General features: G+C 65.1%; 26 protein-coding genes and 1 tRNA gene. 9 read left to right on the top strand and 18 right to left on the bottom strand.

Annotated elements, in window-relative coordinates; translation table 11 throughout:
* Positions 1 to 20 precede the first annotated feature (20 nt).
* From AB0C34_RS28395 to AB0C34_RS28355, 9 genes are all read right to left on the bottom strand, one after another.
* The gene (locus tag AB0C34_RS28395) at positions 21 to 650 is read right to left on the bottom strand and encodes a hypothetical protein (protein ID WP_357079437.1); all 630 of its coding nucleotides are present in this window, start codon (positions 648 to 650) and stop codon (positions 21 to 23) included.
* 41 nt (positions 651 to 691) lie between these two features.
* Positions 692 to 2,713: a hypothetical protein gene (locus AB0C34_RS28390; protein WP_357079434.1), complete on the bottom strand. Its 2,022-nt coding sequence runs from the start codon at positions 2,711 to 2,713 to the stop codon at positions 692 to 694.
* Positions 2,710 to 3,801, bottom strand: a complete 1,092-nt coding sequence (locus AB0C34_RS28385) for a hypothetical protein (protein ID WP_357079431.1) — start codon at positions 3,799 to 3,801, stop codon at positions 2,710 to 2,712. The genes AB0C34_RS28390 and AB0C34_RS28385 overlap by 4 nt, the downstream gene beginning before the upstream one ends.
* Positions 3,798 to 4,637 carry a helix-turn-helix domain-containing protein gene (locus AB0C34_RS28380; protein ID WP_357079428.1) on the bottom strand — a complete coding sequence of 280 codons (840 nt, stop codon included), beginning with the start codon at positions 4,635 to 4,637 and terminating at the stop codon, positions 3,798 to 3,800. The genes AB0C34_RS28385 and AB0C34_RS28380 overlap by 4 nt, the downstream gene beginning before the upstream one ends.
* Positions 4,638 to 4,741: 104 nt before the next feature.
* Positions 4,742 to 5,143, bottom strand: a complete 402-nt coding sequence (locus AB0C34_RS28375) for a hypothetical protein (protein ID WP_357079427.1) — start codon at positions 5,141 to 5,143, stop codon at positions 4,742 to 4,744.
* Complete coding sequence (locus AB0C34_RS28370) at positions 5,140 to 5,469, bottom strand: hypothetical protein (RefSeq protein ID WP_357079424.1); 330 nt, start codon at positions 5,467 to 5,469, stop codon at positions 5,140 to 5,142. The genes AB0C34_RS28375 and AB0C34_RS28370 overlap by 4 nt, the downstream gene beginning before the upstream one ends.
* Positions 5,466 to 5,807 carry a hypothetical protein gene (locus tag AB0C34_RS28365; protein ID WP_357079421.1) on the bottom strand — a complete coding sequence of 114 codons (342 nt, stop codon included), beginning with the start codon at positions 5,805 to 5,807 and terminating at the stop codon, positions 5,466 to 5,468. Before AB0C34_RS28365 ends, AB0C34_RS28370 begins: the two co-directional genes overlap by 4 nt.
* Before the next feature lie 145 nt (positions 5,808 to 5,952).
* Positions 5,953 to 6,225, bottom strand: coding sequence for a hypothetical protein (locus AB0C34_RS28360; protein ID WP_357079418.1), 273 nt, complete (start codon positions 6,223 to 6,225; stop codon positions 5,953 to 5,955).
* Positions 6,222 to 6,443, bottom strand: coding sequence for a helix-turn-helix domain-containing protein (locus tag AB0C34_RS28355; RefSeq protein WP_357079416.1), 222 nt, complete (start codon positions 6,441 to 6,443; stop codon positions 6,222 to 6,224). The genes AB0C34_RS28360 and AB0C34_RS28355 overlap by 4 nt, the downstream gene beginning before the upstream one ends.
* 180 nt (positions 6,444 to 6,623) lie before the next feature.
* Between AB0C34_RS28355 and AB0C34_RS28350 the strand changes: the two genes are divergently transcribed.
* Both AB0C34_RS28350 and AB0C34_RS28345 read left to right on the top strand, forming a co-directional pair.
* Positions 6,624 to 7,487 (top strand): DUF5919 domain-containing protein, encoded by an 864-nt coding sequence (locus tag AB0C34_RS28350; protein WP_357079413.1) that lies wholly within the window; start codon positions 6,624 to 6,626, stop codon positions 7,485 to 7,487.
* Positions 7,484 to 8,329 carry an inositol monophosphatase family protein gene (locus tag AB0C34_RS28345; protein ID WP_357079410.1) on the top strand — a complete coding sequence of 282 codons (846 nt, stop codon included), beginning with the start codon at positions 7,484 to 7,486 and terminating at the stop codon, positions 8,327 to 8,329. The genes AB0C34_RS28350 and AB0C34_RS28345 overlap by 4 nt, the downstream gene beginning before the upstream one ends.
* 76 nt (positions 8,330 to 8,405) lie before the next feature.
* Here the strand turns inward: AB0C34_RS28345 and AB0C34_RS28340 are convergent, their stop codons facing one another.
* The 3 genes from AB0C34_RS28340 to AB0C34_RS28330 form a co-directional block, all read right to left on the bottom strand.
* On the bottom strand, positions 8,406 to 8,945 hold the full coding sequence (locus AB0C34_RS28340; RefSeq protein WP_357079407.1) for an HD domain-containing protein: 540 nt from the start codon (positions 8,943 to 8,945) through the stop codon (positions 8,406 to 8,408).
* A 46-nt stretch (positions 8,946 to 8,991) separates the two neighbouring features.
* The gene (locus AB0C34_RS28335; RefSeq protein WP_357079404.1) at positions 8,992 to 9,924 is read right to left on the bottom strand and encodes a tyrosine-type recombinase/integrase; all 933 of its coding nucleotides are present in this window, start codon (positions 9,922 to 9,924) and stop codon (positions 8,992 to 8,994) included.
* Positions 9,925 to 10,022: 98 nt separating this feature from the next.
* Positions 10,023 to 10,096: transfer RNA gene (locus AB0C34_RS28330), tRNA-Ile, on the bottom strand.
* Positions 10,097 to 10,214: 118 nt separating this feature from the next.
* Between AB0C34_RS28330 and AB0C34_RS28325 the strand changes: the two genes are divergently transcribed.
* Positions 10,215 to 10,646: a nitroreductase/quinone reductase family protein gene (locus tag AB0C34_RS28325; protein ID WP_357079401.1), complete on the top strand. Its 432-nt coding sequence runs from the start codon at positions 10,215 to 10,217 to the stop codon at positions 10,644 to 10,646.
* Between the two features lie 6 nt (positions 10,647 to 10,652).
* On the opposite strand, the gene AB0C34_RS28320 is transcribed toward AB0C34_RS28325, so the two are convergent.
* Positions 10,653 to 10,814 (bottom strand): hypothetical protein, encoded by a 162-nt coding sequence (locus AB0C34_RS28320; RefSeq protein WP_357079400.1) that lies wholly within the window; start codon positions 10,812 to 10,814, stop codon positions 10,653 to 10,655.
* A gap of 63 nt (positions 10,815 to 10,877) precedes the next feature.
* The gene (locus AB0C34_RS28315) at positions 10,878 to 11,873 is read right to left on the bottom strand and encodes a zinc-binding dehydrogenase (RefSeq protein WP_357079398.1); all 996 of its coding nucleotides are present in this window, start codon (positions 11,871 to 11,873) and stop codon (positions 10,878 to 10,880) included.
* A 591-nt stretch (positions 11,874 to 12,464) separates the two neighbouring features.
* Here AB0C34_RS28315 and AB0C34_RS28310 point away from each other — a divergent pair.
* Positions 12,465 to 12,965: a hypothetical protein gene (locus tag AB0C34_RS28310; RefSeq protein ID WP_357079462.1), complete on the top strand. Its 501-nt coding sequence runs from the start codon at positions 12,465 to 12,467 to the stop codon at positions 12,963 to 12,965.
* 275 nt (positions 12,966 to 13,240) lie between these two features.
* Positions 13,241 to 14,632, top strand: a complete 1,392-nt coding sequence (locus tag AB0C34_RS28305) for a wax ester/triacylglycerol synthase family O-acyltransferase (RefSeq protein ID WP_357079396.1) — start codon at positions 13,241 to 13,243, stop codon at positions 14,630 to 14,632.
* Positions 14,633 to 14,777: 145 nt separating this feature from the next.
* Here the strand turns inward: AB0C34_RS28305 and AB0C34_RS28300 are convergent, their stop codons facing one another.
* Complete coding sequence (locus tag AB0C34_RS28300; protein ID WP_357079393.1) at positions 14,778 to 15,236, bottom strand: MaoC family dehydratase; 459 nt, start codon at positions 15,234 to 15,236, stop codon at positions 14,778 to 14,780.
* A gap of 131 nt (positions 15,237 to 15,367) precedes the next feature.
* Here AB0C34_RS28300 and AB0C34_RS28295 point away from each other — a divergent pair, with 131 nt between their 5' ends.
* A complete protein-coding gene (locus AB0C34_RS28295) occupies positions 15,368 to 16,114 on the top strand; it encodes a glucose 1-dehydrogenase (protein ID WP_357079390.1) in 747 nt (248 codons plus the stop codon).
* A 3-nt stretch (positions 16,115 to 16,117) separates the two neighbouring features.
* Here the strand turns inward: AB0C34_RS28295 and AB0C34_RS28290 are convergent, their stop codons facing one another.
* The gene (locus AB0C34_RS28290) at positions 16,118 to 17,131 is read right to left on the bottom strand and encodes a YdcF family protein (protein ID WP_357079387.1); all 1,014 of its coding nucleotides are present in this window, start codon (positions 17,129 to 17,131) and stop codon (positions 16,118 to 16,120) included.
* 216 nt (positions 17,132 to 17,347) lie between these two features.
* On the opposite strand from AB0C34_RS28290, the gene AB0C34_RS28285 reads away from it, so the two are divergent.
* Positions 17,348 to 18,535, top strand: coding sequence for a lipase family protein (locus AB0C34_RS28285; RefSeq protein ID WP_357079384.1), 1,188 nt, complete (start codon positions 17,348 to 17,350; stop codon positions 18,533 to 18,535).
* Positions 18,536 to 18,605: 70 nt separating this feature from the next.
* The gene (locus AB0C34_RS28280; RefSeq protein ID WP_357079381.1) at positions 18,606 to 19,649 is read left to right on the top strand and encodes a hypothetical protein; all 1,044 of its coding nucleotides are present in this window, start codon (positions 18,606 to 18,608) and stop codon (positions 19,647 to 19,649) included.
* Here the strand turns inward: AB0C34_RS28280 and AB0C34_RS28275 are convergent.
* Positions 19,646 to 19,897, bottom strand: coding sequence for a CsbD family protein (locus tag AB0C34_RS28275; protein ID WP_357079378.1), 252 nt, complete (start codon positions 19,895 to 19,897; stop codon positions 19,646 to 19,648). The two genes, AB0C34_RS28280 and AB0C34_RS28275, sit on opposite strands and share 4 nt — an antisense overlap.
* Before the next feature lie 532 nt (positions 19,898 to 20,429).
* On the opposite strand from AB0C34_RS28275, the gene AB0C34_RS28270 reads away from it, so the two are divergent.
* The gene (locus AB0C34_RS28270) at positions 20,430 to 21,305 is read left to right on the top strand and encodes a phytanoyl-CoA dioxygenase family protein (RefSeq protein ID WP_357079375.1); all 876 of its coding nucleotides are present in this window, start codon (positions 20,430 to 20,432) and stop codon (positions 21,303 to 21,305) included.
* A 67-nt stretch (positions 21,306 to 21,372) separates the two neighbouring features.
* Here the strand turns inward: AB0C34_RS28270 and AB0C34_RS28265 are convergent, their stop codons facing one another.
* A complete protein-coding gene (locus AB0C34_RS28265; protein ID WP_357079372.1) occupies positions 21,373 to 22,266 on the bottom strand; it encodes a class I SAM-dependent methyltransferase in 894 nt (297 codons plus the stop codon).
* Between the last annotated feature and the right edge of the window lie 75 nt (positions 22,267 to 22,341).

Genomic DNA, 22,341 nt, shown 5'->3' with positions numbered 1-22,341 from the left:
TTCCTTTCCGAGAGGGGCAGTTACAGCGACGGCGAGACAGGAGTGGTGCGACTTGTTTCGTGCCGGGTGCGCGCGGTGTCGATCCGCTCGACCAGACCGCGCACGATCACGGCGATGGTGGTCACGACCACAGCGAACGCGGTGCTGACGCCGCTGGTGACAGCGCCGAGGACATCGGGGACGCTCGGACGCAAAGCGGCGTTCCACCACAGGTAGCCCAGCCACGCACCGCCATAGGCGGCGAGCGGGCCGGTCACGATCCAGGGCTGATCCCACGTGGCGAGTACGGTCGCTGTGACCACAACAGCGGAGCTCCCCGCCGCGCCACGGATCATCCGTCGCCGACCCGCCCGCCCGGCCGCAGCGGCTGCGCCTGGTTCGAGGGACTTGTCCCACTCGGCGACGGTGTCGGTCTCGTCGTTCTTGACCAGGCGCAGCGTGGGCTTGGCGGGTGGCTCGGTAGCGTCGGTCGGCTGCCGGTGCGCCGGTGGTGTGTTGTCGGCGGCGGCCACGACGTCGGCGAGGTAGTCGGCGAACTCGTCGGCGAGGATGTCGCCGATGGCTTTCGGGTCGACCGGGTCGCGGCCCTCGCTGCCGCCCTGGTCGGGGTCTTCGTCGTTGTGGTCGTTGTTGTCGCGGTAGACGCGCATGGTGTTGCCTCGCAATCGGTTCGGTGACGGACTGGATGGGTTCAGGCGACGGCAGTGTCGCCGGAGATCTGGGGCTTGCCAGCAGGCCGCGCGACGGTCTGGGCGGCGGGTGTGCCTGGCAGTGGGGTGAGTTCGGTCGGGTCGACCTGCACGACTCGGCCCCATTGGGCGTGGCGTGCGCGGGCGTAAACGACTTCGCCGGTGTCGAGCTGGCGCAACACATCCGGGTCGACCAGCCACTTCTCACCGACGGAGACCTGGCCCTCGTCACCGGTGCGCTGGCCCTTGATCAAATGACGCGACGGGAGCATGCTGCGCACGGACCCTAGGTGTTTGCACAGGTCTCCGGCGTTTTCGTTGTAGCCCAGGATCAGCCCGCCGGCGCAGGCTTTGAGCAGCCGGTTCAGCGTCCACTCATCGCGGGCGAGTCCTTCTTGGGACTGGGCGGCGAACATCAACGCCACTCCTTGCGAGCGGCCGCGTTCGCACACGTCGATCAGGCCGATGGAGCCCTGTTCGGTGGTGGTCGCCGAAACCTCGTCGATGATCACCGTCACCGAACGACGCTGGTCCTTGGCCGTGCGCCCGGCCCGCAGCATCACCATTCGCAGGATCGCAGCGACCTGGGCGCGGGCAGCGTCCTTGTCCAGACCGGGCACCGTCACGTAGAGGACGTCGAGGTCATCGAGATTCTTGCCGCCGTCGAACACCATGCGCCCGTTCTGGTCCTGCAACAGATCGAACAAGTTCGATGCTTTGATCAGGGCGTCATCGAGCTGCGGCACCTTCTCCGCCTGCAACGCGGCGATCATCCGTTTCACGTCGGGGGCGCCACCCCAGATATCGAGCAGGGTGTCGGCGTTCAACCGCTCCAGGAACTCCGTGGAAGACTGCGGCGGCCCGATCGGGGCGTCGACCACAAGCGAGACAATGCGACGGCGCATCTCGTCGAAATGCTGACCCTCACTCGTAGTCGCCTGCCCGGCGTTGAGCAGGTCACCAACCACACCGCGCATGTCGCGAGCGGGCATGCTGTTCCACAACTCCAGCCGATCCCCGTCCGGTCCGACGGTCGCGATACGGGCGGGGTCGATGCCCTTACGCAACGCGATGTCCCGGATCTGCAGACCGAGTTCTTTGTCGTCCTGGCCACCCTTGCACGAGATCAGTACCTGCATCGGGCGCGGGTGCTTGCCCCGCACGCCCGGCACGTCTTTCCAGGTCTGCCACGCGGTCCACTCGTATTCGAGCATCCCAGCGAAGTACCGTTTGATGGTCTCGGTCTTGCCACCACCGGTGGTCTTGACCACCGCCAAGTGCCGGCGGGCCTGCTTGTGCGGGATCACCAACCACTGCCGATGCCGCGCGGTAAGCTCCTGCCACAACCCGGGAGTTTTCGCTGTCGTGGTGTTCGCCAACGGCCCCAACACGATCCCCTCCCCCACCGTGTAAGGGGCACCCAGCTTCGCGGCCGCGGCGGCGCGAGCGAACTTGCGGGCCAGCATCGCGTCCTTCACCCGCTCAGTGCGACCCAAATTCTTCAAACCGACCGTGTTGGTCTTGTGCACGAACTTCGCCCACACATACGTCGCAGTCACCGCGGCGAACGGCGCCCCGAGCGCGAGCATCATCCGCAGACCCGCCCAGTCGCCGTCAGCAACGTGTCCGGCACCCGACCACAACAGAGCGGCCGGGGTCGTCCACGAGCCGCCAGCCAACGCCGAGGTCGCGGGCAGCAACAGAGAGGCGACGGCGAAGTTGCGCAGCCGATGCGGCGCCAACGGCCACCGCGCCGCCACCGCGACGATCATGACCAGCATCGCCACAATCACGACACCACACACAGTCGCGGTGCCCGCGAAGTGCGTGACGCTGCTCAAATCGGGCAGGTCGATGCCGTCGAGCTGCTTGATCGGCGGCTTCTCCGGGTGAATCCCGACCGACGACGCCGGTGCCTGCTCGATCGGCGGCGCGACCGGGGCTGGCGCTGGCGTCGGGGTCGCGGTGTGGAGTGGATCGCAGTCGTCGGGGGTGATGATCCAGTGGCAGTTGGGGTTGGTCATGATGCTTCCTGAGTGAGATGAATGAGAGTGCGGCGGCGACGGTTCGGGCTCTGCTGCTTTTGGGCCTCGCGCATCGCGGCGTAGCGGGTGAGGAACTTCGACCACTCGCTGTCGAAGTCACGGATCACCAGATCCAGGGCAAGATCACCGAATTCTTTGTCCGGCAACCGCTCCGAGGCAGCGGTGACGTTCTTGAACACCGCAGGGGTGCGGCACAGGTACAGCACGCCGACCATCGCCTCCTCGGCGCTGTCACGGGCGGCGCGGATCGCGCCTCGCAGCGCGATATCCATGTACTCGGGGTCCTTCTTCGACAGCTCGACCTCGGCCGCCCACCAGCCGTGACGGCCCTTCACCACACCGAGGAACCGGCCGTCGTGCACGTGCGGGCGACCCAACCGCGGATCGCGCCCCGTGGATACCTCCACCTCGGCGGGCTTGCCCTTGCCCGGGACCGTGCCCCCGACCCGGTGCCGCAATACGCGTTCGGAGACCCACAGGTGCGGGTCGGCACCGACGAGCATGATCCGGGCCTGGGCCACCGCCCGGTAGTGCTCGGCCAACCCCAGCGGCGGGTGCCAGTCAGCGGGACGCCACCCGAGGTAGCGGGCCGCGGTCACCCGCGTGGGCACCACCCACTTCTCCCCCGCTTGGACATCGTCGAGGTCGTAGATGCGGCCCTCGGCATGCAGCTGCTTGGCCAGGCTGTAAACGTGGTTGCGCTCCATGCCCAGAAACCAGCCCAGAATGTCCAACTGCATGGCGTGCATGTCCACCAACCCACGCAGTGCTTGGGTCTTCCGTGGCGTCGACCGAGCCACCCGCTCCGCACGCAGCAAGTCCTGAACGGTCGTGCGTGGCAGCCCGACCCGGCGGGCAATATCGGCCTGGCTCACCTGCCGGGCATGCAGCGCGGTCACTTCACCGAGGACCTGTTCCACCTGCCGCGTCCGGACACCGAGCGCGCGGGCGATCTCCTGATACGTCACACCCGTCGCGCGCAACCCGGCGATGATCTGATCGCGGTGATCGAACTCCAACGCCGCGTACCGATCCGGTCGCGCCGCGATCTTCGTGTTGTGGTTCATCGGGTTCGTTCCCTTCGATTGACACGCCCGCCACGGCGAGCGGCGATATCCCGGCGCGCTCGGGCCGCGACATCGCCCATGACCGCGATCTCCGAATCCAGCTGCTCACCTCGCGGTTCCGGTGTGGCTTGTCCGCGGTCACGCACGACCGTGCGGGTCGTCACGCCCAACTGATCGGCGATCTGCTCAGCCGACAACCCCCGCTCGGTCAGGGCAGCAACCTGCCCACGACGCTCATCACGCCGCTGGGCCCCCGTCGGCGGAGTCCACCGCGCCCGCTCTGGCACACCGTGGGGGTCATCGAGGGCGGTTTCGTCCCACTCCAGCGGCAGCGCCCACCCGCGCCGGCGGCCGTAGTCACGGGCCCGCTGCGACGGACCCGGAATCAGTTGCAACCGGTCGAACAGGCCCTTGATCGCCCGTTCCCGCCCCGCAGGGATGAACTGCCCGGTATGACCATCCGGCAATTGGCGCTGCACCAACGCCCCGAACGTCGCATGACCAGGATCTATCCCCAACTCCCGCGCCAAACGCGACTGCGGATACCCGAAGGCGACCAACGCCTGCACACGGCGACGGGCACCGGTGATCGGCACCAACGCGTTGTCCGCGGCGACGTCGGCGGCCCGCTCCGGGACCGGCACGGCAAGGATCGATTGTTCGACCGTGGCACTGATGCGTTCGGTGCCGGCGCGGGTGAGGTTCACGACCGTGGTCTTGCTGACTCCGGCCAACGTCGCCACATGCGCCTTCCGCAACCCCGCCCCCAACAACCGCTCCACATGCGCCCGCGCCTGCTCAGCCTCCACACGCGGCTGCCACCGCCCGTACGCCATCTGACGACGCCGAAACCGGTTATAGGCAGCCACACACAAGCCCTGGCCCTCACTACCCGTACCGCCGCACCCGCACCGGCACGTCGGGTGCCGTTCTGCGGCGCTCATCGGTTCCGCTCCCTGCCGTCACGGCTGTGACCAGCCGACCGGTGGCGAGCAGCGATATCCGCGCGAGCCTGCTGGATGAACTCCCGCATCTCCGTGGCATCGATCCCGCGCCGCTCGCACGCCTCGACCGACCGCTGCCACCGGGCAAGCTGCAATGCCTCCAACTGCGCTTCCGACGGAACACGCTTCGGCACAGCCATTTCCGCGTCATACAGGTACGCCTTCAACGGCCCCCGCGAGCCACCCCGCGACCGTAGGATCTGGCCCTCGTACTGACGACTCGGGCGCTGCCCGTCGCGCGCCAGCTGGCGACGAGTCCGCAAATGCTGTGGCGCCAAACCCCACGGCCACGTCGGGAGACCGAACTGCTTGCCGTCTGGATCGTGAAACCTGCTCATCGCGACCGCCCCATCCTGCGGGGCGACTCCCGCTGTATACGGTCCCGTTCGACGGCGACCTCGGCGCGGATCTTCGCTGCCGCCTCCGGAGCGAGCCGGTAGTCGAGTAGCCGACCCCATATCGCGATCCGCTCCGCGTGTACCTGAGCGCTGAGCTTGGTGTGCCGGATCCTCGATATCTCGAAGTCGTTGTCGCAGTGACCCTTCGCATCAGACGCATCCCTCGCGGCGAACGCCATGTCCAACAGCACGCCATGAACGACGCCCAAGCGGTCTTGCTCGGCTCCCAGCTCGGCCTGCTCGCGGCGACGGTCCGCCGCGCTCATCGCGCCACCTCCGGCACCTGCGAGCGCGGCACACACGAACCCGGCCGCTCCGCCGGAATCCCCGAGTTCACTGGACGGCAGATGTTCGGCGACGGCGTGTAGTCCTGGTAATCAACCCATGCCGCCGTGCAACCACCCATACCGACGAGCAGCAGCACACCGAGCACCGCGACCCGCACCATCGGCGGCAACAACCCCAACGGCGCGAACACCGCACTGGTACCGGTGAACTCCGGACCGGCCATCGAATGCAACGGGTTGTGACCACCACGGCCACGGTCGAAGTGCATGACCTCGTACCCACGCGGGACGGGCTCCTGCCTCCACGATGCGGTCATCGCCGAACTCCCCACCGCCGCGACGCACACCAGAACGCGAAACCACCCAGCACCATCACCGTGAACCCGACAACCTCCGGCGCCGTCAACACGAGATAGCCGACCGCCACGGCTGATACAGCGACGCCAAACGTCCGAGCCCGCATCAGATGTCACCGCCCTTGCGGCGCTGACCGGCACGACGGCGAGCCTGCGCCGACCTCAATGCAAGCCGCGTGTAGTGGGCCTTCCGAGCCTGATCAGCGCGGTACGCGCGCTCCTCCGGGCTCAACAGCCCATCCGGGTCGACAAGGCGGTCGAACCTGCTTGCCATCGCCGCCCGTGCTTTCGCAGTGCGCGCTGCTCGATCGGAAGTCTTTGCCCAAGACTCATACGCGGCGATCCGCGCCTGCAACGACCGCTCGACCGGGGTGCTCATTCCGCACCGTCAATCACGGAGTCGGCCGCCACCTGAACCAATCCGAGCAGCTCGTCACGCTGGACGCGCCATAGCCGACCGTTCACCAGGAATCCGCGGATTCTCCCGGCCTTGATCCAGTTCTTGAGGGTCTTCACGTCCACGTCAATCAGCGACGCGGCCGTCTTGAGATTGATGAGTCCAGTCGGTGTGTCGGCCGACTGCGTACCTACGGTCACTGGCTTACTCCTTGGGTAGAAAGCGGTGGAAATTCCACGTCCAAGGATGTTTTTTGATGCAGTCTCCCCTCGCCGCCACCAATGAATCTCCTATGACACCAATGTCTGAAATTGGTATCTTCTATGTCTCATCCCTGGTATTCTCTACTCAGGCGAAGCAATCGCGACAAGGCAGGGGCCATGGGGACCGTATTGAAAGCGCTGCTCCAGCAGCGGCACTGGCAGACCGTTTCAGCTTTTAACCGTGAGTACGACAGGATCGCCGAACGAATCGAGCCGGAAATAGTTGGCTGCGGACCGAAGAAGGCACAGTTTTACAGATGGCTATCCGGCGACATAAACAGCCTCCCCTATCCACATCACTGTCGAGTACTTCAAGCGATGTTTCCAGAGTGGTCCGTTGCGGAACTCTTCGCCGAATACACCGGAGCGAGCGATGAGCTTGATCGCGGTTCCAGCACAGCGAAGGACTTCGACTCAAAATCGATGCCACGCTCGCGAACGGCCGATGTCGAATCTATCTATCCGAACCGCCTGGACTTTGTCCGCGAAATGCCTCCGCAGGAGATATTCAAGACAGCCAGAACGATCGATATGGTTGGAATCTCATTGAACATGCTGTGCCAACAGTACTCAGATACTGATATTCTGCGCCTGCTGGAAAGCGGCACAGCCATTCGATGCTTGTTTCTCGATCCCACTGGAACTTACATAGGCCAACGTGAAGCCGAGGAAGGTCACACGACAGGTGTTCTGTCAAGCTTGACAGACTTGAACATTCGCGGCTTGCAACGTGTCCAGCGACGCGTCCGCGAGGATGCACTCGGAGATATTCAGATACGGACGTACGACGCGCCTGTCCGCTTCAACATCACGATCGTCGATGAAGAACTCTGCGTCATGCAGCCCTATCTTCCTCAAGCCCGCGGTGTCGAGTCGCCCACCTTCGTAGCACGCAAGTCGAACACAGACGGTATCTTCAATACGTTCGCAACGGTCTTCGAGAGCATGTGGAACGACGGAAGAGAGACGGTAACCGGGTGAGTGACAATGACAAACTCCTCGAAATCGCGCGGAGAGCAGCTGCCGAAGGTGCATACCTTCTGTCAACAGCCGATCCGGGAAAAGTGTCCGCGAAAAGCGAGCGAGACTTTGTCACTGAACTCGACGTTACGATCGAGCGCACACTCAGCCAAATTCTCGAAGCAAAGACGCCCGAAATTAGATTCGTAGGCGAGGAGTCTATCCAAGAACTCGACCTCGGCCAACGCGTTTCAGGATTGGCATGGGTTCTAGACCCGATCGATGGCACATCCAACTTTATCCATGGCATACCGCTATGTGCAGTCTCACTTGCACTCCTCCAAGATGGAAGTCCGATAATGGGCGTTATCAACGCACCTTTCCTCAGCCTTGAGTACTTCGCAATGCAGAGGCGCGGCGCCTTCGCAAATGAGAAGCCGATCACTACCGGTCGCAGCGAGCAGCTGCACAATTCCATCATTTCTATCGGCGACTACGCTGTCGGGGCGAACGCACGCTACAAGAATGCACAGCGCATCTCGTTGACATCCGCCCTAGCCGCCAACGTGGAACGAGTACGAATGTTCGGGTCCGCAGCGCTCGATCTGGCGTGGGTAGCCGAGGGGCGGACAGACGGTTGCATCATCATGTCGAATAATCCATGGGATACTGCGGCTGGTGTACTTATCGCCCGCGAAAGTGGCGCGATAGTCACTGATTCCGATGGCAGTGATCACACTGCCCACGCGCGCCATACCATCGCTGCCAATCCCGCGATATCTCGTCAATTGGTGCGTCTAATTGCCAGCGTCGAAAATGAGCATCACGGACGTCACGGCCTCGATTTTCAGAGCGAGTACTGACGCCCGCAGCCTTTCGCCGATTCCTCTATTGCGCTTCGCGTAGGCTGCGCAGTAAGTGCCAGCGAAGCGCCTTACCTCACCCCAGCACGCGGCGGTATGCAGATTCGACCCTTTCGGCCGCTGCTAACAGGTCCGGCTCGGCCTCGGTAACCGACGCCGCTACGACATGTTCTGGCCCGTACCGCTGTCGAACCTCGTCAATCCGAGAACGCACATCAGTAACCTCACCTGTCGGCGTTGTGGTTATGTCCGCCCACCACAGAGCATCCCGTAGCAGAGTGCATTCGTCAGGCCATCTGATGTCAATGCGTCGGCGGCGACCTTCAACGTGTGCGCACGAGTGGTTCGCAACGAGCGCGCACAGCCGGAGGGGCGCGCGCTCGCGTCGCAGAAGCTCTGCGCCATCGACTGGATGGAACCCAGTATGTGCGATGGCGGCGCTGTACCCCACGTCGTGCAGCCATGCAGCCGCCACCAACATCTCCGCGTCGTCCACCAAGTCGACGACAAGTTCGGCGCGACGGACTACGCCCTCAACATGACTCAACCGCCGCGGCAGATCTCGCAGATATTCACGTGCGGTTTTCTCGGCCCAACCGACCAGGTCGTCAGTCACGAGAACACCGTAGCTGCGGCGCACGACGAGCGGCGGGAAGCTGCGGCTATAGTTTGTCGCCCAGCCGCGCCCGGCGGTGCGCAGACTTCGCCCGGCTGTCCGCGACCGCGGCGCCGTAGCGCGCCAGCATCTGCCGCGACCGCCACCCTGCCAGCATCATCAGGTCTTGCTCCTGGCCACCGCTGTCGAGCCAAGTATGGGCGAAGAAGTGCCGAAGTTGGTGCGGGTGAAGCCGTTCGATTCCCGCAGCGTCGCATCGACGCTCGAGCATTTGCCGGATACCGGAGTCGGTCATCACCCCGCGGTATCCGAGCCACAGCGCCGGATTGTCGTTCTTCGCACCGGAATGCTTGGCACGGACCCGGAGGTACCTCCGCAGTGCCGTTCGGGTCTTGTCGCCGAACGGACATGTCCGCGGCCGGCCACCTTTGCCGATCACCAGCACGGTGTTCTCGTTGAAGTCCAGCGATTCCACCTCGAGCGGCGCGAGCTCGCCGCACCGCATCCCGGTATCGGCGAACAGCCGGATGATCGCGTTGTCTCGTCGGTCGACGAACTCGGTGCCGTCGCACTCGGCAAGTAGAGCCTTCACCGCATCCATGCTCGGTACCGGCACCTTCTGCTCAGGCACCGCCGGCGGGCTCATCTTGTCGAAGGGATTCGCGTCGATGATCTCCTCGGCCGCGAGGTATTTGAAGAACTGCTGCAGCGACCGATACTGACCGCGCGCGTACTCCGGCGACAACGGCGCCCCGGTGCGTTGGTTGGGCCGCGTGAGCAGATCCTCGATGTAGCCGCCGATGTGGGCGCGAGTGATGTCTGGCGCCGTGGTCGGCAACTCGCGCTGGTGGAGGAAGTCGGCGAAGTACCTGATTCGGGTGAGGTAGCCGTCGATGGTCTGCTTGCTCCGGTTCCTGCGACGCAGCTCCGTCGCGAAGTCCTCCGCAAGCTCTCGGATGTCGTCCAGATCCAGCCCCATCACCGGGATTCTACCGGCAAAATACATTGGTGACGGTGCGCTGTTCTGGACCAACTCGGCTGTAATGTTCAGCGTTTCCGCTGATCAGATAGTGTTTGTGGGGCGGGCGGGGCTCGAACCCGCGACCAATGGATTATGAGTCCACGGCTCTAACCGACTGAGCTACCGCCCCTCATCGCGGATGATTCCGCGAGCCTTGGGGATGCTACCGGTTGGAGTGGGGTGGAGACCAGTCGGACCGGCGCTCGCTTACGATGATCTGATCCAGCAAACTTACTGAAGGGTCAGACATGGCCGATCTCTTCACGCAGGCGTTGAAGGTCCATCAGTGGGTGTACGAGAACAGTGGTGGGCTGGTCGGGCATCGGCTACTGCTGGGAAATCCGACGTTGCTGCTACAGACCGTGGGGCGTAAGTCCGGCAGGTCACGGACCACGGCGCTGACGTACGGGTGCGATGGCGCCGACTATCTGGTCACCGCGTCCAACGGTGGGTCGCCGCGCCCGCCGGGGTGGTTGGCGAATCTGAAGGCGAAGCCGGAGTGCGAGATTCAGGTCGGACGGCGGAAACTGTCGGTGCTGGCGCGAGCAACGCTACCGGGTGACCTGGACTACACGCGGCGATGGGCGATCGTCGACAAGGTGAACCACGGCCGCTACAGCGCCTATCAGAAGCTGACCAAGCGGCCTATCGCGGTCGTTGTGCTGACCCCGGTCGACTGAGCGGGGTCAGTCGTCGCGGTAGTCCTCGTCCCAGTCTTCCTCGTAGTCCTCGGCCTCGGCGCGGTCCCAGGACTCGGGATCCTTCGGCGGCCGGCTGGCGAACTGCACAACTGCGATGACGATACCGAGGACCACGATGACGACACCGACGACGATCAGAGTTTCCACGCAGGCACCCTAGCGCCGTCGCAGACACCGCGCACTACGACGATTCGCCAGTTGCGGGGTAGTTCACACTGTTAACAAAGTGCGCCCTATCGCCGCCCGGGATTCGATGGCGGCGTGCGCCCGGCCGGCTTGCTCGAGTGGAAACGTCTGACCGATGACGACCTCCAGGTGACCGGCGGCGACCTCAGCGTTGGCGCGCTCGGCAAGCGAATGCCAGTCGATGTCGGCACCGGTGATGTCGAACAGGCCGTACACAGCGATGCCACGGGCTCCGGCGGCCGCGCGATCAACTCCAGCGAATTCGCCTGCGGCGGCGCCGTATCCGAGGAACCGGCCGGCGTCCGCGGTGACCATGAGCGCGGTCTCGCCGAAGCTGCCGCCCGCACCGTCGAAGACGACCTGAACACCTTCTCCCCCGGTGGCGGCGCGCGCTTTTGCCGACCAGTCGGGTTCGGAATAGTCGACGACGGCGGTCGCTCCCAGCCGTGCCACCAGCTCGAGTTTCGCGGCGCCACGCGCGGCGGCGACCACGTTCGCGCCAGCTGCGCGGGCGAGTTGGATCAGCAAAGTGCCTAATCCGCCCCCAGCCGCGGTGATCAGCACCCACTCGCCCGACTGCACCGCGGCGTGGTCGAACACCGCGAGCGCGGTCTTGCCGTCGTGCGCGAGTGCGACGGCTTGTGGGAGGCTCAGCGCGTCGGGCACCGCGACCAGCGTCTCCGCCTTCGCCAGGGCTTTCTCCGCGTATCCGCCGATGGGTGAGCCTCCGCCGATCCCGCTGGCCGCGGTCGCGGTGGACACCCGCTTTCCCACCCAGACCGGATCGACGTCCGGGCCGACCGCCGTGACCACACCCGCGATCGCTCCGCCCGGCACGTACGGTGGGCGTATCGAGAAGAAGTCGGCACCCCAGCCGCCGCGCAGCCGGGTGTCCAGGAACATCACGTCGGCGGCCGCCACGTCGACTACCACCTCACCCGGCCCGGCCACCGGTTCCGGCAGCTCGCGCACCGCGAGCACTTCCGGTCCACCGAATTCCCTGGCTTGCACAGCCCGCATGACACTGCCTCCATCGTTCGTTGCCGCATCGGACAGCAACCAGCATCGAACCTGAAGACAAGTTGAGGTCAAGTCGTGGTCAGGAACCTCACCCACAGCTGCTGCTACTGCCGCCACCACAGCTGCTGCTGCCGCCACCACAACTACTACTACTGCCGCCTCCACCGCAGTTTCCAGCTCCCCCACCGCAACCCCCAGCTCCCCCACCGCAATTGCCGCCATGGTGATGGTGACTGCCCCCATCACAGGGATTCCAGCCCCCGCCACAGCCATTCGCCTGATTCGGGTCGTAGCCGCCGACCAAACCCGCCCCACCTGCTGCCCAGAACGGATCCGAAGCATCGGATCCGCCGCTGAAAGACCCTCCGCCACCACGCACAGCGCGCCTGACCGTCGGCGGAGCGTATCGATTGCGTTGCGCGCGGAGCGCGACTAACACCACCTTGATCGGCACCGCCACGAGCAACACCACGAGCAACAGGATGACCACGAGGATGACTGCCGCACTCATAAGCAAAACGGTAGAGGCAGGCCGGCATACGCATACAGTGAATCGTGGTGTTCTTCAACTTCCGCCGGTCCGGGGTCGACTTGGCGACTGTTCGCTCCGTGGTCGACACGGTGGAGTTCCCGGCGGCCGTCTACAAAACCTGCCCGTGGCAGCCGCATGAGCTGGTCGCGAAGGGGTTGCGGCAGTGGTTGGCCTGCTGCGCCGCCGCGATGCGCGATGACCAGGTGATCGGGATGCCGTCGCACGCGGTCGACGAGGCATGGCACGGCTTCATCCTGTGCACGAGGCTCTACGCCGAGTTCTGCGCGGCCGCCTACGGCCGCTTCCTCCACCACTTTCCGGAAGGCGCTGGGCCGCCGAACCCTGCGCACGGCACCATGGCACAGCAACTGGGCCGCACCGTGGTGGCGTGGTCGCTGGTGGCCACGCCGGGCGAGGAGTGCGTGCTGTGGGATCTGGACCGCAGGGTCGGCGTCGACCACCCGTGGGGCATCGAGGCCGAGCGAGTCGAAGCCGTCCAGGCCGAACTCGCCAGGACCACTCGCGGCCGTAGGTGCGCATCCGGGCTGCTGGGAAAATGATGTCGCCGCGGTAGACGATGCGGTCGACGTCGATCATGAGGTGCGAGGGCCGTTCGCGGCCACCTCGGTCGCAGATCGGCCGTGCGCCACCGTCCCTTACGTTGCGCCGGGCGCCGGGCGCCGGGCGCCGGAAAAAGAATATGTGTCCCGCCCGGCACCGGCATCCGAGTGAGCAGCGGCTTTCCGGTATGACCACCCCACCGAGGCTGAGGTGGAATCCCGCACCGACCCCTGGTTCACCGTCGAAGTAGAACACGTTTTAGTAGTCTCTCGCTATGGAACGACTGACCGGATTGGATGCCAGCTTTCTCTATCTGGAAACCGGGACCCAGCACCTCCACGTGTGCGCGCTGCTGACCCTGGACCCATCGGTCGGGGACTACTCGTTCGAGAGATTCAAGGCCGAGCTCGGTCGGCGACTGCCCTTGATTCCGCAGCTGCGCCGCCGCGTGCACGAGGTGCCGCTGCACCTCGACCATCCAGTCTGGGTCGAAGACCACGACTTCGACCTCGACTACCACCTCCGCCGGATCGCGATCGCCGCACCGGCCGGACGCCGCCAACTCGCCGAACTCATCGGCGATATCGCCAGCCGGCCGATGGATCGTAATCGCCCGCTCTGGGTGTTTTCCGTAGTGGAGGGCCTTGACGACGGCACGGTCGCGGTGATCTGCAAATACCACCACGCCGCCATGGACGGCATCACCGGCGCCGACATGATGATGCACCTGTGCGACCTAGAACCGGGCGTCGTGCGGCCGGAACCCGAGCAGAATTGGCAACCCGAGCCGAGCCCGAACGACTGGCAGCTGCTGGCCGAGGCGGCACTGAAGCTGCCGGCGAAGGCGGGCATCGTGGGGATGATGCCGAGAACCCTCGGCGTGATCGCCGGGTTCGCGCAGCGCCGCCGAAAGAACAAGACCGGCATGGCGACCCCGTTCTCCGCTCCGCGCACGCCGTTCAATGTCGCCATCACGCCGCATCGCACTGTCGCCTTCACTCAGGCCGACCTCGGCGCCGCCAAGGAGATCGGGGCGGCGTTCGCGGTGAAGGTGAACGATGTGGTGCTGACCGCCGTGGCGGGCGCGCTGCGCGACTATCTGAGCAAGCACGACGAGTTGCCGGATCGCTCCCTGATCGCGTCGGTGCCGGTATCCGTGCATGACACGACGCGGCACACCTCGGGCATCAACAAGGTGTCCGCGCTGTTCGCGCGACTCGGCACCGACATCGCCGATCCGGTGGAACGGCTGCGCCAGGTCGCCGAGGCCAATCGCGGAGCGAAGGAGGAGCACGACCTGATGGGCGCGGATTTCCTACAGGATTTGTCGAAATACAGTCCGCCGAACACCTTTCGGCTCGCGGCACGAATGTATTCGTCGCTGAAACTGGCCGAGATCCACCCCGTGGTGCACAACCTGGTGGTGTCCAACGTGCCCGGTCCGCCGATGCCGCTGCACTTCCTCGGCCTGCGTGTGGACGGGATGTACCCGTTCGGGCCGGTGTTCCACGGCGCAGGACTCACCGCGACCGTGCTATCGAACAATGACAAGCTCAATATCGGTTTCATCGCCTGCAAGGAACTGGTACCCAACATCGGGGACCTGGCCGACGCCGTGCCCCGCGTGCTCACCGAGTTACTCACCGCGGCACGGAAATCGGCCTGATCGCCGAATTCCACCGGATTCTCCTGCCGACCGGTTCGCCACCGCCGCCGAGCATGGCTCGCCGCCGACCGACCTTCGGCCCCGGAATGCGCGATTACAACACATCAGCATCTGCACCGGCACGCTGAGCAACGACGCCCGGCGATCACGCCAGAGCACGCACAATGGTCTCCGCGACACAGACCGGCTTGTCTCCTCCTTCGCGATCGACCGTCACCGCGAGGACCACCTGCAGCCCGCCGGGAACGTCTTCCACGCGCACGATTGTCGTCCTGCCCCGGATACGAGCCCCCGATGGAACAGGCGAAGGGAAGCGGACCTTGTTCACGCCATAATTGATTCGAGCGGCGACGCCATCGATCCGGAAAACCTCGCCGATGATCGACGGCAACAGCGAGAGCGTGAGGTAACCGTGCGCGATGGTGGTGCCGTACGGCCCGTCGACGGCACGTTCCCGGTCGACGTGGATCCATTGGTGATCCCCGGTCGCCGCGGCGAACGCGTCGATGCGCTCTTGGCCGATCTCGATCCAGCCGCTCACCCCGAGGTCGGCACCGACTGCGGTCCGCAGCGTCTCGATCGTGAAAACAGTCGGCTCGCTCACTCGTTGAACGATAGTCGCGCCGGTCTCATGGGCGACCGGCCTCGGACTGCGCGCTGAGTTACTGTCGCGGGGTGCGCTGACAAGCGCATCTCCAGGATGTGTTGCGGTTATCTAGAGACGGAGGTGCCGCCATGGGGCGGTTGACCGGCAAGGTGGCGTTGATCAGCGGCGGAGCACGCGGCATGGGCGCCGCGCACGCCAGAACTCTGGTCGCCGAGGGCGCGCGCGTCGTACTGGGCGATGTGCTCGACGACGAGGGCGCCGCGGTCGCGGCGGAGCTGGGCGACAACGCCGCCTACGTGCACCTCGACGTTCGCGAGCCGGAGGACTGGCGCATGGCCGTCACCGAGGCGGTGCGGCGTTTCGGGTCGCTGACCGTCCTGGTGAACAACGCGGGAATCGCGAACGGCAACCTGCTCGTCGCCTTCGAACTCGCCGAATGGCAACGGATCGTCGACATCAACCTGACCGGCACCTTTCTCGGTATGCAGGCCGCGACGCCTGCCATGATCGAAGCGGGTGGCGGCTCGATCATCAATATCTCCTCGGTCGAGGGCATGCGCGGCAGTCCTGGTCTGCACGGCTACACGGCCACCAAATTCGCCGTACGCGGGCTCACCAAGTCCACGGCACTGGAGTTGGCGCAGTACAGGATTCGGGTGAACTCCGTGCACCCCGGACTGATTCGCACCCCGATGACCGAGAACATCCCGGCGGATTTCCTACAGATCCCGCTCGGCAGGGCGGCCGAAGCTTCCGAGGTCTCCGCCTTGGTGACCTTCCTGGCCAGCGATGAATCGTCGTATTCCACCGGATCCGAGTTCGTCATCGACGGCGGCTTGACGGCCGGCATCCCGCACAAGTCCTTCACCAGCTGAGGCTCAGTGCCCGGGCAGGCCACGCGTAGCTACCAGGGCTAGTGGCGGCAGCGATACCAGCGCGATAGCCGTGACCAGATTCATCCACTTGTACGCCACCACGAGCGCGGCGAACTCACGCAGGAACGCGCTCGGCAGGTAGTAGAAGGCGGTCTTGGCGCCCGTCACCTCCGCATCGAGGTTCAGGCGCCGCGCCAGGATCGCCGTCCGTAGAATGTGGAAATTACTTGTCACCAACACCATTCGGGTGGTCGGGCCGTGTTCTCCCAGTAGCTGTTTGGTGAACGACAGGTTCTCCTCGGTGGTCGTCGACCGGTCTTCGCGCAGGACACGGTCGGCGGGCACCCCGTGGTCGACCAGGTATCCCGCCATCGCCGATGCCTCCGAAACCACCTCGTCGGAACCTTTTCCGCCGCTGGCGATCAGTAGCGGCGCCCGCCCGATCGCGACCTCCGCGCGAAAGACCTCGATCGCTCGATCCAGTCGCGCGGCCAACAGTGGTGGCACGCCGCCATCGACCAGTCCCGAACCGTGCACGACGATCGCGTCCATCCCGGACCGATAGGGCAGCCAGCCATAGCACAGCGAATACAACAGGAACGCCGCGAACAGGAACCCGATGTAGCTGACTGCCATGGTCAGCGACGCCAGCGCCACCACCAACCATCGGTCCTGAGTGAGAATGGCCGTGGCGAGCACGATATACGGCACAAGCAGCACGACGCCGAGCCCGAACGGGAGCAGATTCGAGACGCGCAGCCCCTCCTCCCGCACCATCTGCACGCTGTTCGCCATCAGCAGTCCGGCGAGGACCAGTACCAAGACCGGAGACAGCAACACCAGCAGCCTCGCGAGCACCACCGGCAGGTCGCGCTCGGCGCCCGAGCCGATCACCCAGGCGCCGGTGAACGCCACACCGAGCAGCAGGTACACGCCGTGACCGAGCCGCCTTCGATCGTTGCGGAATCGCACCGCGAACACGCCGAGCAGAACCAGACCGATGACGAGCAGAATCACCCGGTCACGGTAGCCGCCGCAGCACAGACGAGGGCGGTCTGGTCGACCCGCCAGCACGCCGCGCGGCGCGGCTACCTCTTAGCATTTCGATCTTCCCCTAATGTGACACAGGTTCGGGTATCAGTGGCAATGTCACCGCTACCCGGAGTTTCGACTTCGCCGACCAAGGTCCCACCCGGAAAGAGCGCCGTGATGAATGGGAGTCGATCAGTAGCCATGCTTCGCACCGTCCTCACCATCACGGTGGCCCTGCTCACAGCGGCACCGCTGGCCTCAGCGCAGCCGATCTATCCAGCCCCGGACCTGGACCCGTTCTACGCGGCGCCCGCGGATATCGACCGCGCCGCGCCGGGTGACGTCCTCGCGGTCAGACCCATGCCCGGGGCGATCGGCTTCCCGGCAGCAACTGTCACGATGATCAAATTCCGCTCGACCAATTCCGCGGGCAAGCCGATCGCGGCAACCACTACCGTGCTGACACCGCCGAATGCCGCACCGGGTAGGCCGCTGCTGTCCTATCAGCACATCATCAACGGCCTCGGCGCCCGGTGCGCCGTGTCCCACGCGCTCTACGAGACCGACCCCAATCTCATGGTGCGCGAGGCCTTCGCGCTCAACGCGGCGTTACTGCGCGGCTGGTCGGTGGCTATGCCCGACCATCTCGGTCCGACCAGCGCCTATGGCGCCGCGAAGCTCGGCGGCATGATTACCCTCGACGGCGTCCGCGCCGCGCGCCGGGTCGCCGAGCTGGGTCTGGCCACCAGCCCGGTTGCGATGCTCGGCTATTCCGGCGGCGGTATGGCGACCGCTTGGGCGGCCGCCATGGCACCCACCTACGCGCCAGAACTTCCGATCGTGGGCGCCGCGGAGGGCGGTGTGCCGATGAACATGCTGAAGATGATGGAGGGACTCGGATACAGCCGGCATCCGGCCTTCGGCCTCATCCTTGCGGCCGCCATCGGCCTGGAGCGCGAGTACCCGACGCAGCTACCGGTCAGCCAGAACTTGAACGCGTTCGGTATGTCGGTGCGAGACCGGATCGCGGACAGCTGTACCAACGATATCCTGTTCGTCGGCGCCGGACAGGGCATCACGGATGTCGCGGCCTCCACCTCACTCGCCCATGACCAACGCGCGCGGAGCGTGCTCGAAGAAAACAGCCTCGAGCTCTACGACAGCGTGCCAGCGGTACCGATCTTCCAATGGCGAGCGTTTCGAGACCCACTGATCCCGGTGGACTCGATCGACAACACGATGCGGCGATATTGCGACGCGGGCGTCCGAGTCCAGTCCGAGCTGGAGCCGAGTACCGACCACTTGGCCGCCGCGGCGCTCGGCGCACCCTTCGCGCTGGCCTGGGTCGACGCGCGGTTCCGGGGTGAGCCCGCACCGAGCAACTGCTGAGCACGGATAGCGTTCGCACGCACCGGCCATTGTCGGAGATCGGCGCCTCCCGCGCCCCTACCCTGAGTGCATGGTCACAATAATCGGCGGCGGGATCGCCGGGACCGTTCTCGCCGGAGCGCTCGGGCGAGAACAGATTCCGGTCGAGGTGTACGAGAGTCAACCGTCCGTGGGCGCGGGCGCGTTCCTGGTGCTCGATGATCGCGCGCATGTCGCGCTGACGGGCCTGGGGGTGCCGGCCGAGCGGCTGCGCCGAGTCGCTCATTCCGTGGACGCGCTCCGGGTCGAATACCTGCCCGGGCCGGCTCGCACCGCTCCGAGCCGGGGACATCGGCTGTATCTGCGGTCCGAACTGATGCGGGTGCTGCACGAATTCGCCGCGGTCTCACCGGCGATATTCCACTACGGCACTCCGATCACCGATCTCGACATTGCCGCGGGCGTCTTGTTCAGTGGCCCGGCCCGGCTCACCGCCGACGACGTTATCGTCGCGGCCGACGGTATCGACTCGGTGGCCCGCCGCGGCCTCGAACCCGAACGGACACCGCAATACGCTGGTCAAGTTGTGTTCTATGGCCGCACCGAGCAGCCACTGCGGCTGCGCACCGACCACTCGGTGCTGCACTTCGACGGCCGGATCGGCACGGACGGCCGCCCCGCCGGGGCGTTCGGGCACCTGTGGGACGACGAACTCTCGGTCTGGTTCGCCAGGGTCACCCGTCCGCCTCTTCCCCTGCGGGACATCGGCTTCCATCCGGCCGAACAATGGGCGGAACTCATTCGGACCGTCGCTCCCGGAATTGTCGATGTGGTGGAACGCCTACTCGCCGACACCGAAACCGTCCATGTCTCGAACGCACGCAACGTGCCCGTCACCGCCGCCCGGCCCCCCGTGCTACCGGTAGTTCTCTGCGGCGACGCCGATCATGCCATCACCCCCGCCGAAGGTGTCGGCGCACGGGACGCCATCGAGGACGCCGCGGCGATCCACCACGCCCTTTCGACAGGCTCCACACCTGTCGAAGCGATGGCACAACGGCGGCGGCAGATCGCCGCCGAACGGGAACGAGTCGTACCGCCCTACCGCCGCATCGGATCTCCCGTCGGAGACTAAGCCTCCTTGCCGCGCTGGTAGGCGCTCTGCTTCGCTTCGTCCAAATCGGCTTCCGCGCGGGCTTTTTCGGCCTCGGCTTCCTTCTGTGCCGCGTCACGCTGCGACTCGGCCTTGTCCTGCTGAGCGCGCCCCTCCTTCTTCAGGCCCTCGTCATCGGTGACAACGCCGGCAGCCTCTTTCGCCTTGCCCTTGATGTCCTCCACGACACCCTCGACAGCTTCCCGAGGTCCGCTCTGGTGCTCCGGCATGACATACCTCCGAATCGTTGATCGGCTGATATCGGCCGCGTACCCGGGTCCGGTGAACTCAATCAGGATGTGAGGTGGACTACACGTAGTCCTCCGATCAACCGGGGATACTTTCCCGATCTTGCGGGCGCATTCCGGGTCACCCACCGATCGCACCCACTATCGGTTGTGCTCCACACCCACACCGACGATTCCCCGCCCGACAGGCCGTCAGCTGCCCGCCCAACCGGCGTCACAGCCTCATGGTGCCCAGATCGCGTGCTGTGCGTGCGAGAGCGAGGATCGGGTCGGATTCGGATCGCCGTACCCTGTCCCACGGCAAAGGGCCGCCAACACGGGCATACTCACCGGATTCGCGACCGAGCATGCCCCGATCGTGGATCATGGATGTGTATCGGGACGTAGGTGAGACTTCCGCCGTGCGCCTTTGCGTTACTTTCCGGCGCTCAGGCTGCGACGAAGCCACCGCGAGCAGGAATAACGCCGCATCCGTGCTTCGAGGCGGTTCGCGTTCATCCGCTGAGGAGAAGCCATGAATCCCGCACGCACGCCGCGCGCCATCGACGTCATCACCGAGATGGATGACCTCCGTGCCGACTTGGCCCGCCGCCACCGCAGTACCGCGGGACAGGGAGCGTCCGCCGATCCCGAACTGGTCGATGCCGACTTGGACGCCCTCGACCGAGACGGCTACATCATCCTGGAGAACCTGATCACTCCGGACGAATGCCAGCGAATACGCGCGGCGGTCGCGCGTCTACTCGGCCACGCCGGCCGTAATGTCTTCGAAGGCGAGCGAACCCAGCGGGTGTACAGCTTGCTGGAGAAGACCCGCGCCTGCGATCGCCTGGTCGACCATCCTCGAATCCTGGCTCTGCTCGACCGACTGTTCTTGCCGAACTACCTACTCTCCCAACTGCAGGTGATCAATATCCTTCCCGACGCGCAGGCTCAGATGCTGCACCACGACGACGGTTTCTACCCGATCCCGCGCCCGCGCCCACCATTGAGTGCCGCGACGATGTGGGCGATTGATTCGTTCACCGAGACCAACGGCGGCACGGTCATCCTGCCCGGCAGCCATCGCTGGGATTCGGTCCGTCAACCGACCGGCTCCGATGCCGAGATGGTCACACAGATGTCCGCCGGGTCGTGCGTGTTCTACCTCGGCACCCTGTGGCACGGTGGCGGCGCGAACCGAACAAACGCTCCGCGGCTCGCCGTGACGGCACAGTATTGCGAACCCTGGCTACGACCGCAGGAACCATTCACGCTGTCCACCAGTCGACACACCGCACGAACAGTCTCGGAAGACATCCGGCGCATGCTCGGCTACAGCATTCATCCGCCGTTCATGGGTGCGGTTGATGGGATGCATCCGAAACGCCTGCTCGAGCGCGCAGATTGAGCCGACCCAGCGGACGATCTCGAGGCTGTCGCCCGGGGACCGTTGGGAACGAACAGACTCGGATCGATCAGTCGGGCGGTGACAACGGATCGGACACCTTCCGAAGCAAGATTCGGTAGAGCACGAGGTGTTCGTCGTCGAATTGCTGGATGGACGCCTCCAAATAGCGTTCATAGTCGTCGACGTTGCGAGCGCCGACGATTCTTTCCGCGTCGTCGCGATGCGCGCGTAGTCGGCGCAGCCATTCCGCGCAGGTCGTCGAGTAGTCGTGGCGGTCGTTGACCAGCGAACGGACTTCGAAGAGTTTCTCCGCGGCGTGCGCGAGTTCGGCCAATCGCGGTGGATCCGATTCCGGGAAGATCTCGTTCGCGAGAAACTGCACATCCGGGATGGCGCTGTGGTCCAGCGGCCGGTTGCCTTTGCCGATAGTTTGGACGACGAGCGCGCCGCCGGGGCGGAGCATGCGGTGACAGTGGGTGAGAAACACCCGATAGGCCGCGGTGCGCTGCTGCCGGGACAATCCGAAGCGGACGAAGTGTTCGAGCGCGCCGATACAGAAGACCGCGTCGTAGGGCTGGTCGGAGTGATGCGCGTTCCAGTGCTCGAGGCGAACGTCCAGCCGGTCGGTGGCGTAGGCGCGGACGTAGTCGTATTGGTCTCGGCTGAGGGTGAGACCGGTGACATTGACCCGCGCGTGCCGTTCGGTGATCCGCCGCAGCAGACTTCCCCAGCCGCAGCCGATGTCGAGCACGCGTTCCGCACCGGTGATGCGCGTCTGGTCGATGAGGTAGTCGAGCTTTCGTAGTTGTGCGCGGTCGAGGTCGTCACCGTCGGCCCACAGTGCGCACGAGTAGGTCAGGCTGGTGTCGAGCCACAGCCGATAGAACTCGGTTCCGACGTCGTAGTGATGCCGGATGGCATCCGGCGAGGCGCCCTGGTATTCGTCGTTCTCCAATTTCATGGTGTGATCTCCACTCGAAGTATTGCGAAAGCAGTATTCACATTTCGATATCTCTGGGCGGCGTCCGAATTGCGC

It is taken from the genome of Nocardia sp. NPDC049220, assembly GCF_040647855.1.
In the GTDB taxonomy this organism is placed as follows: domain Bacteria; phylum Actinomycetota; class Actinomycetes; order Mycobacteriales; family Mycobacteriaceae; genus Nocardia.
The sequence above is the reverse complement of the archived record's forward strand: the minus strand, read 5'-3'. Positions and strand labels throughout refer to the sequence as shown.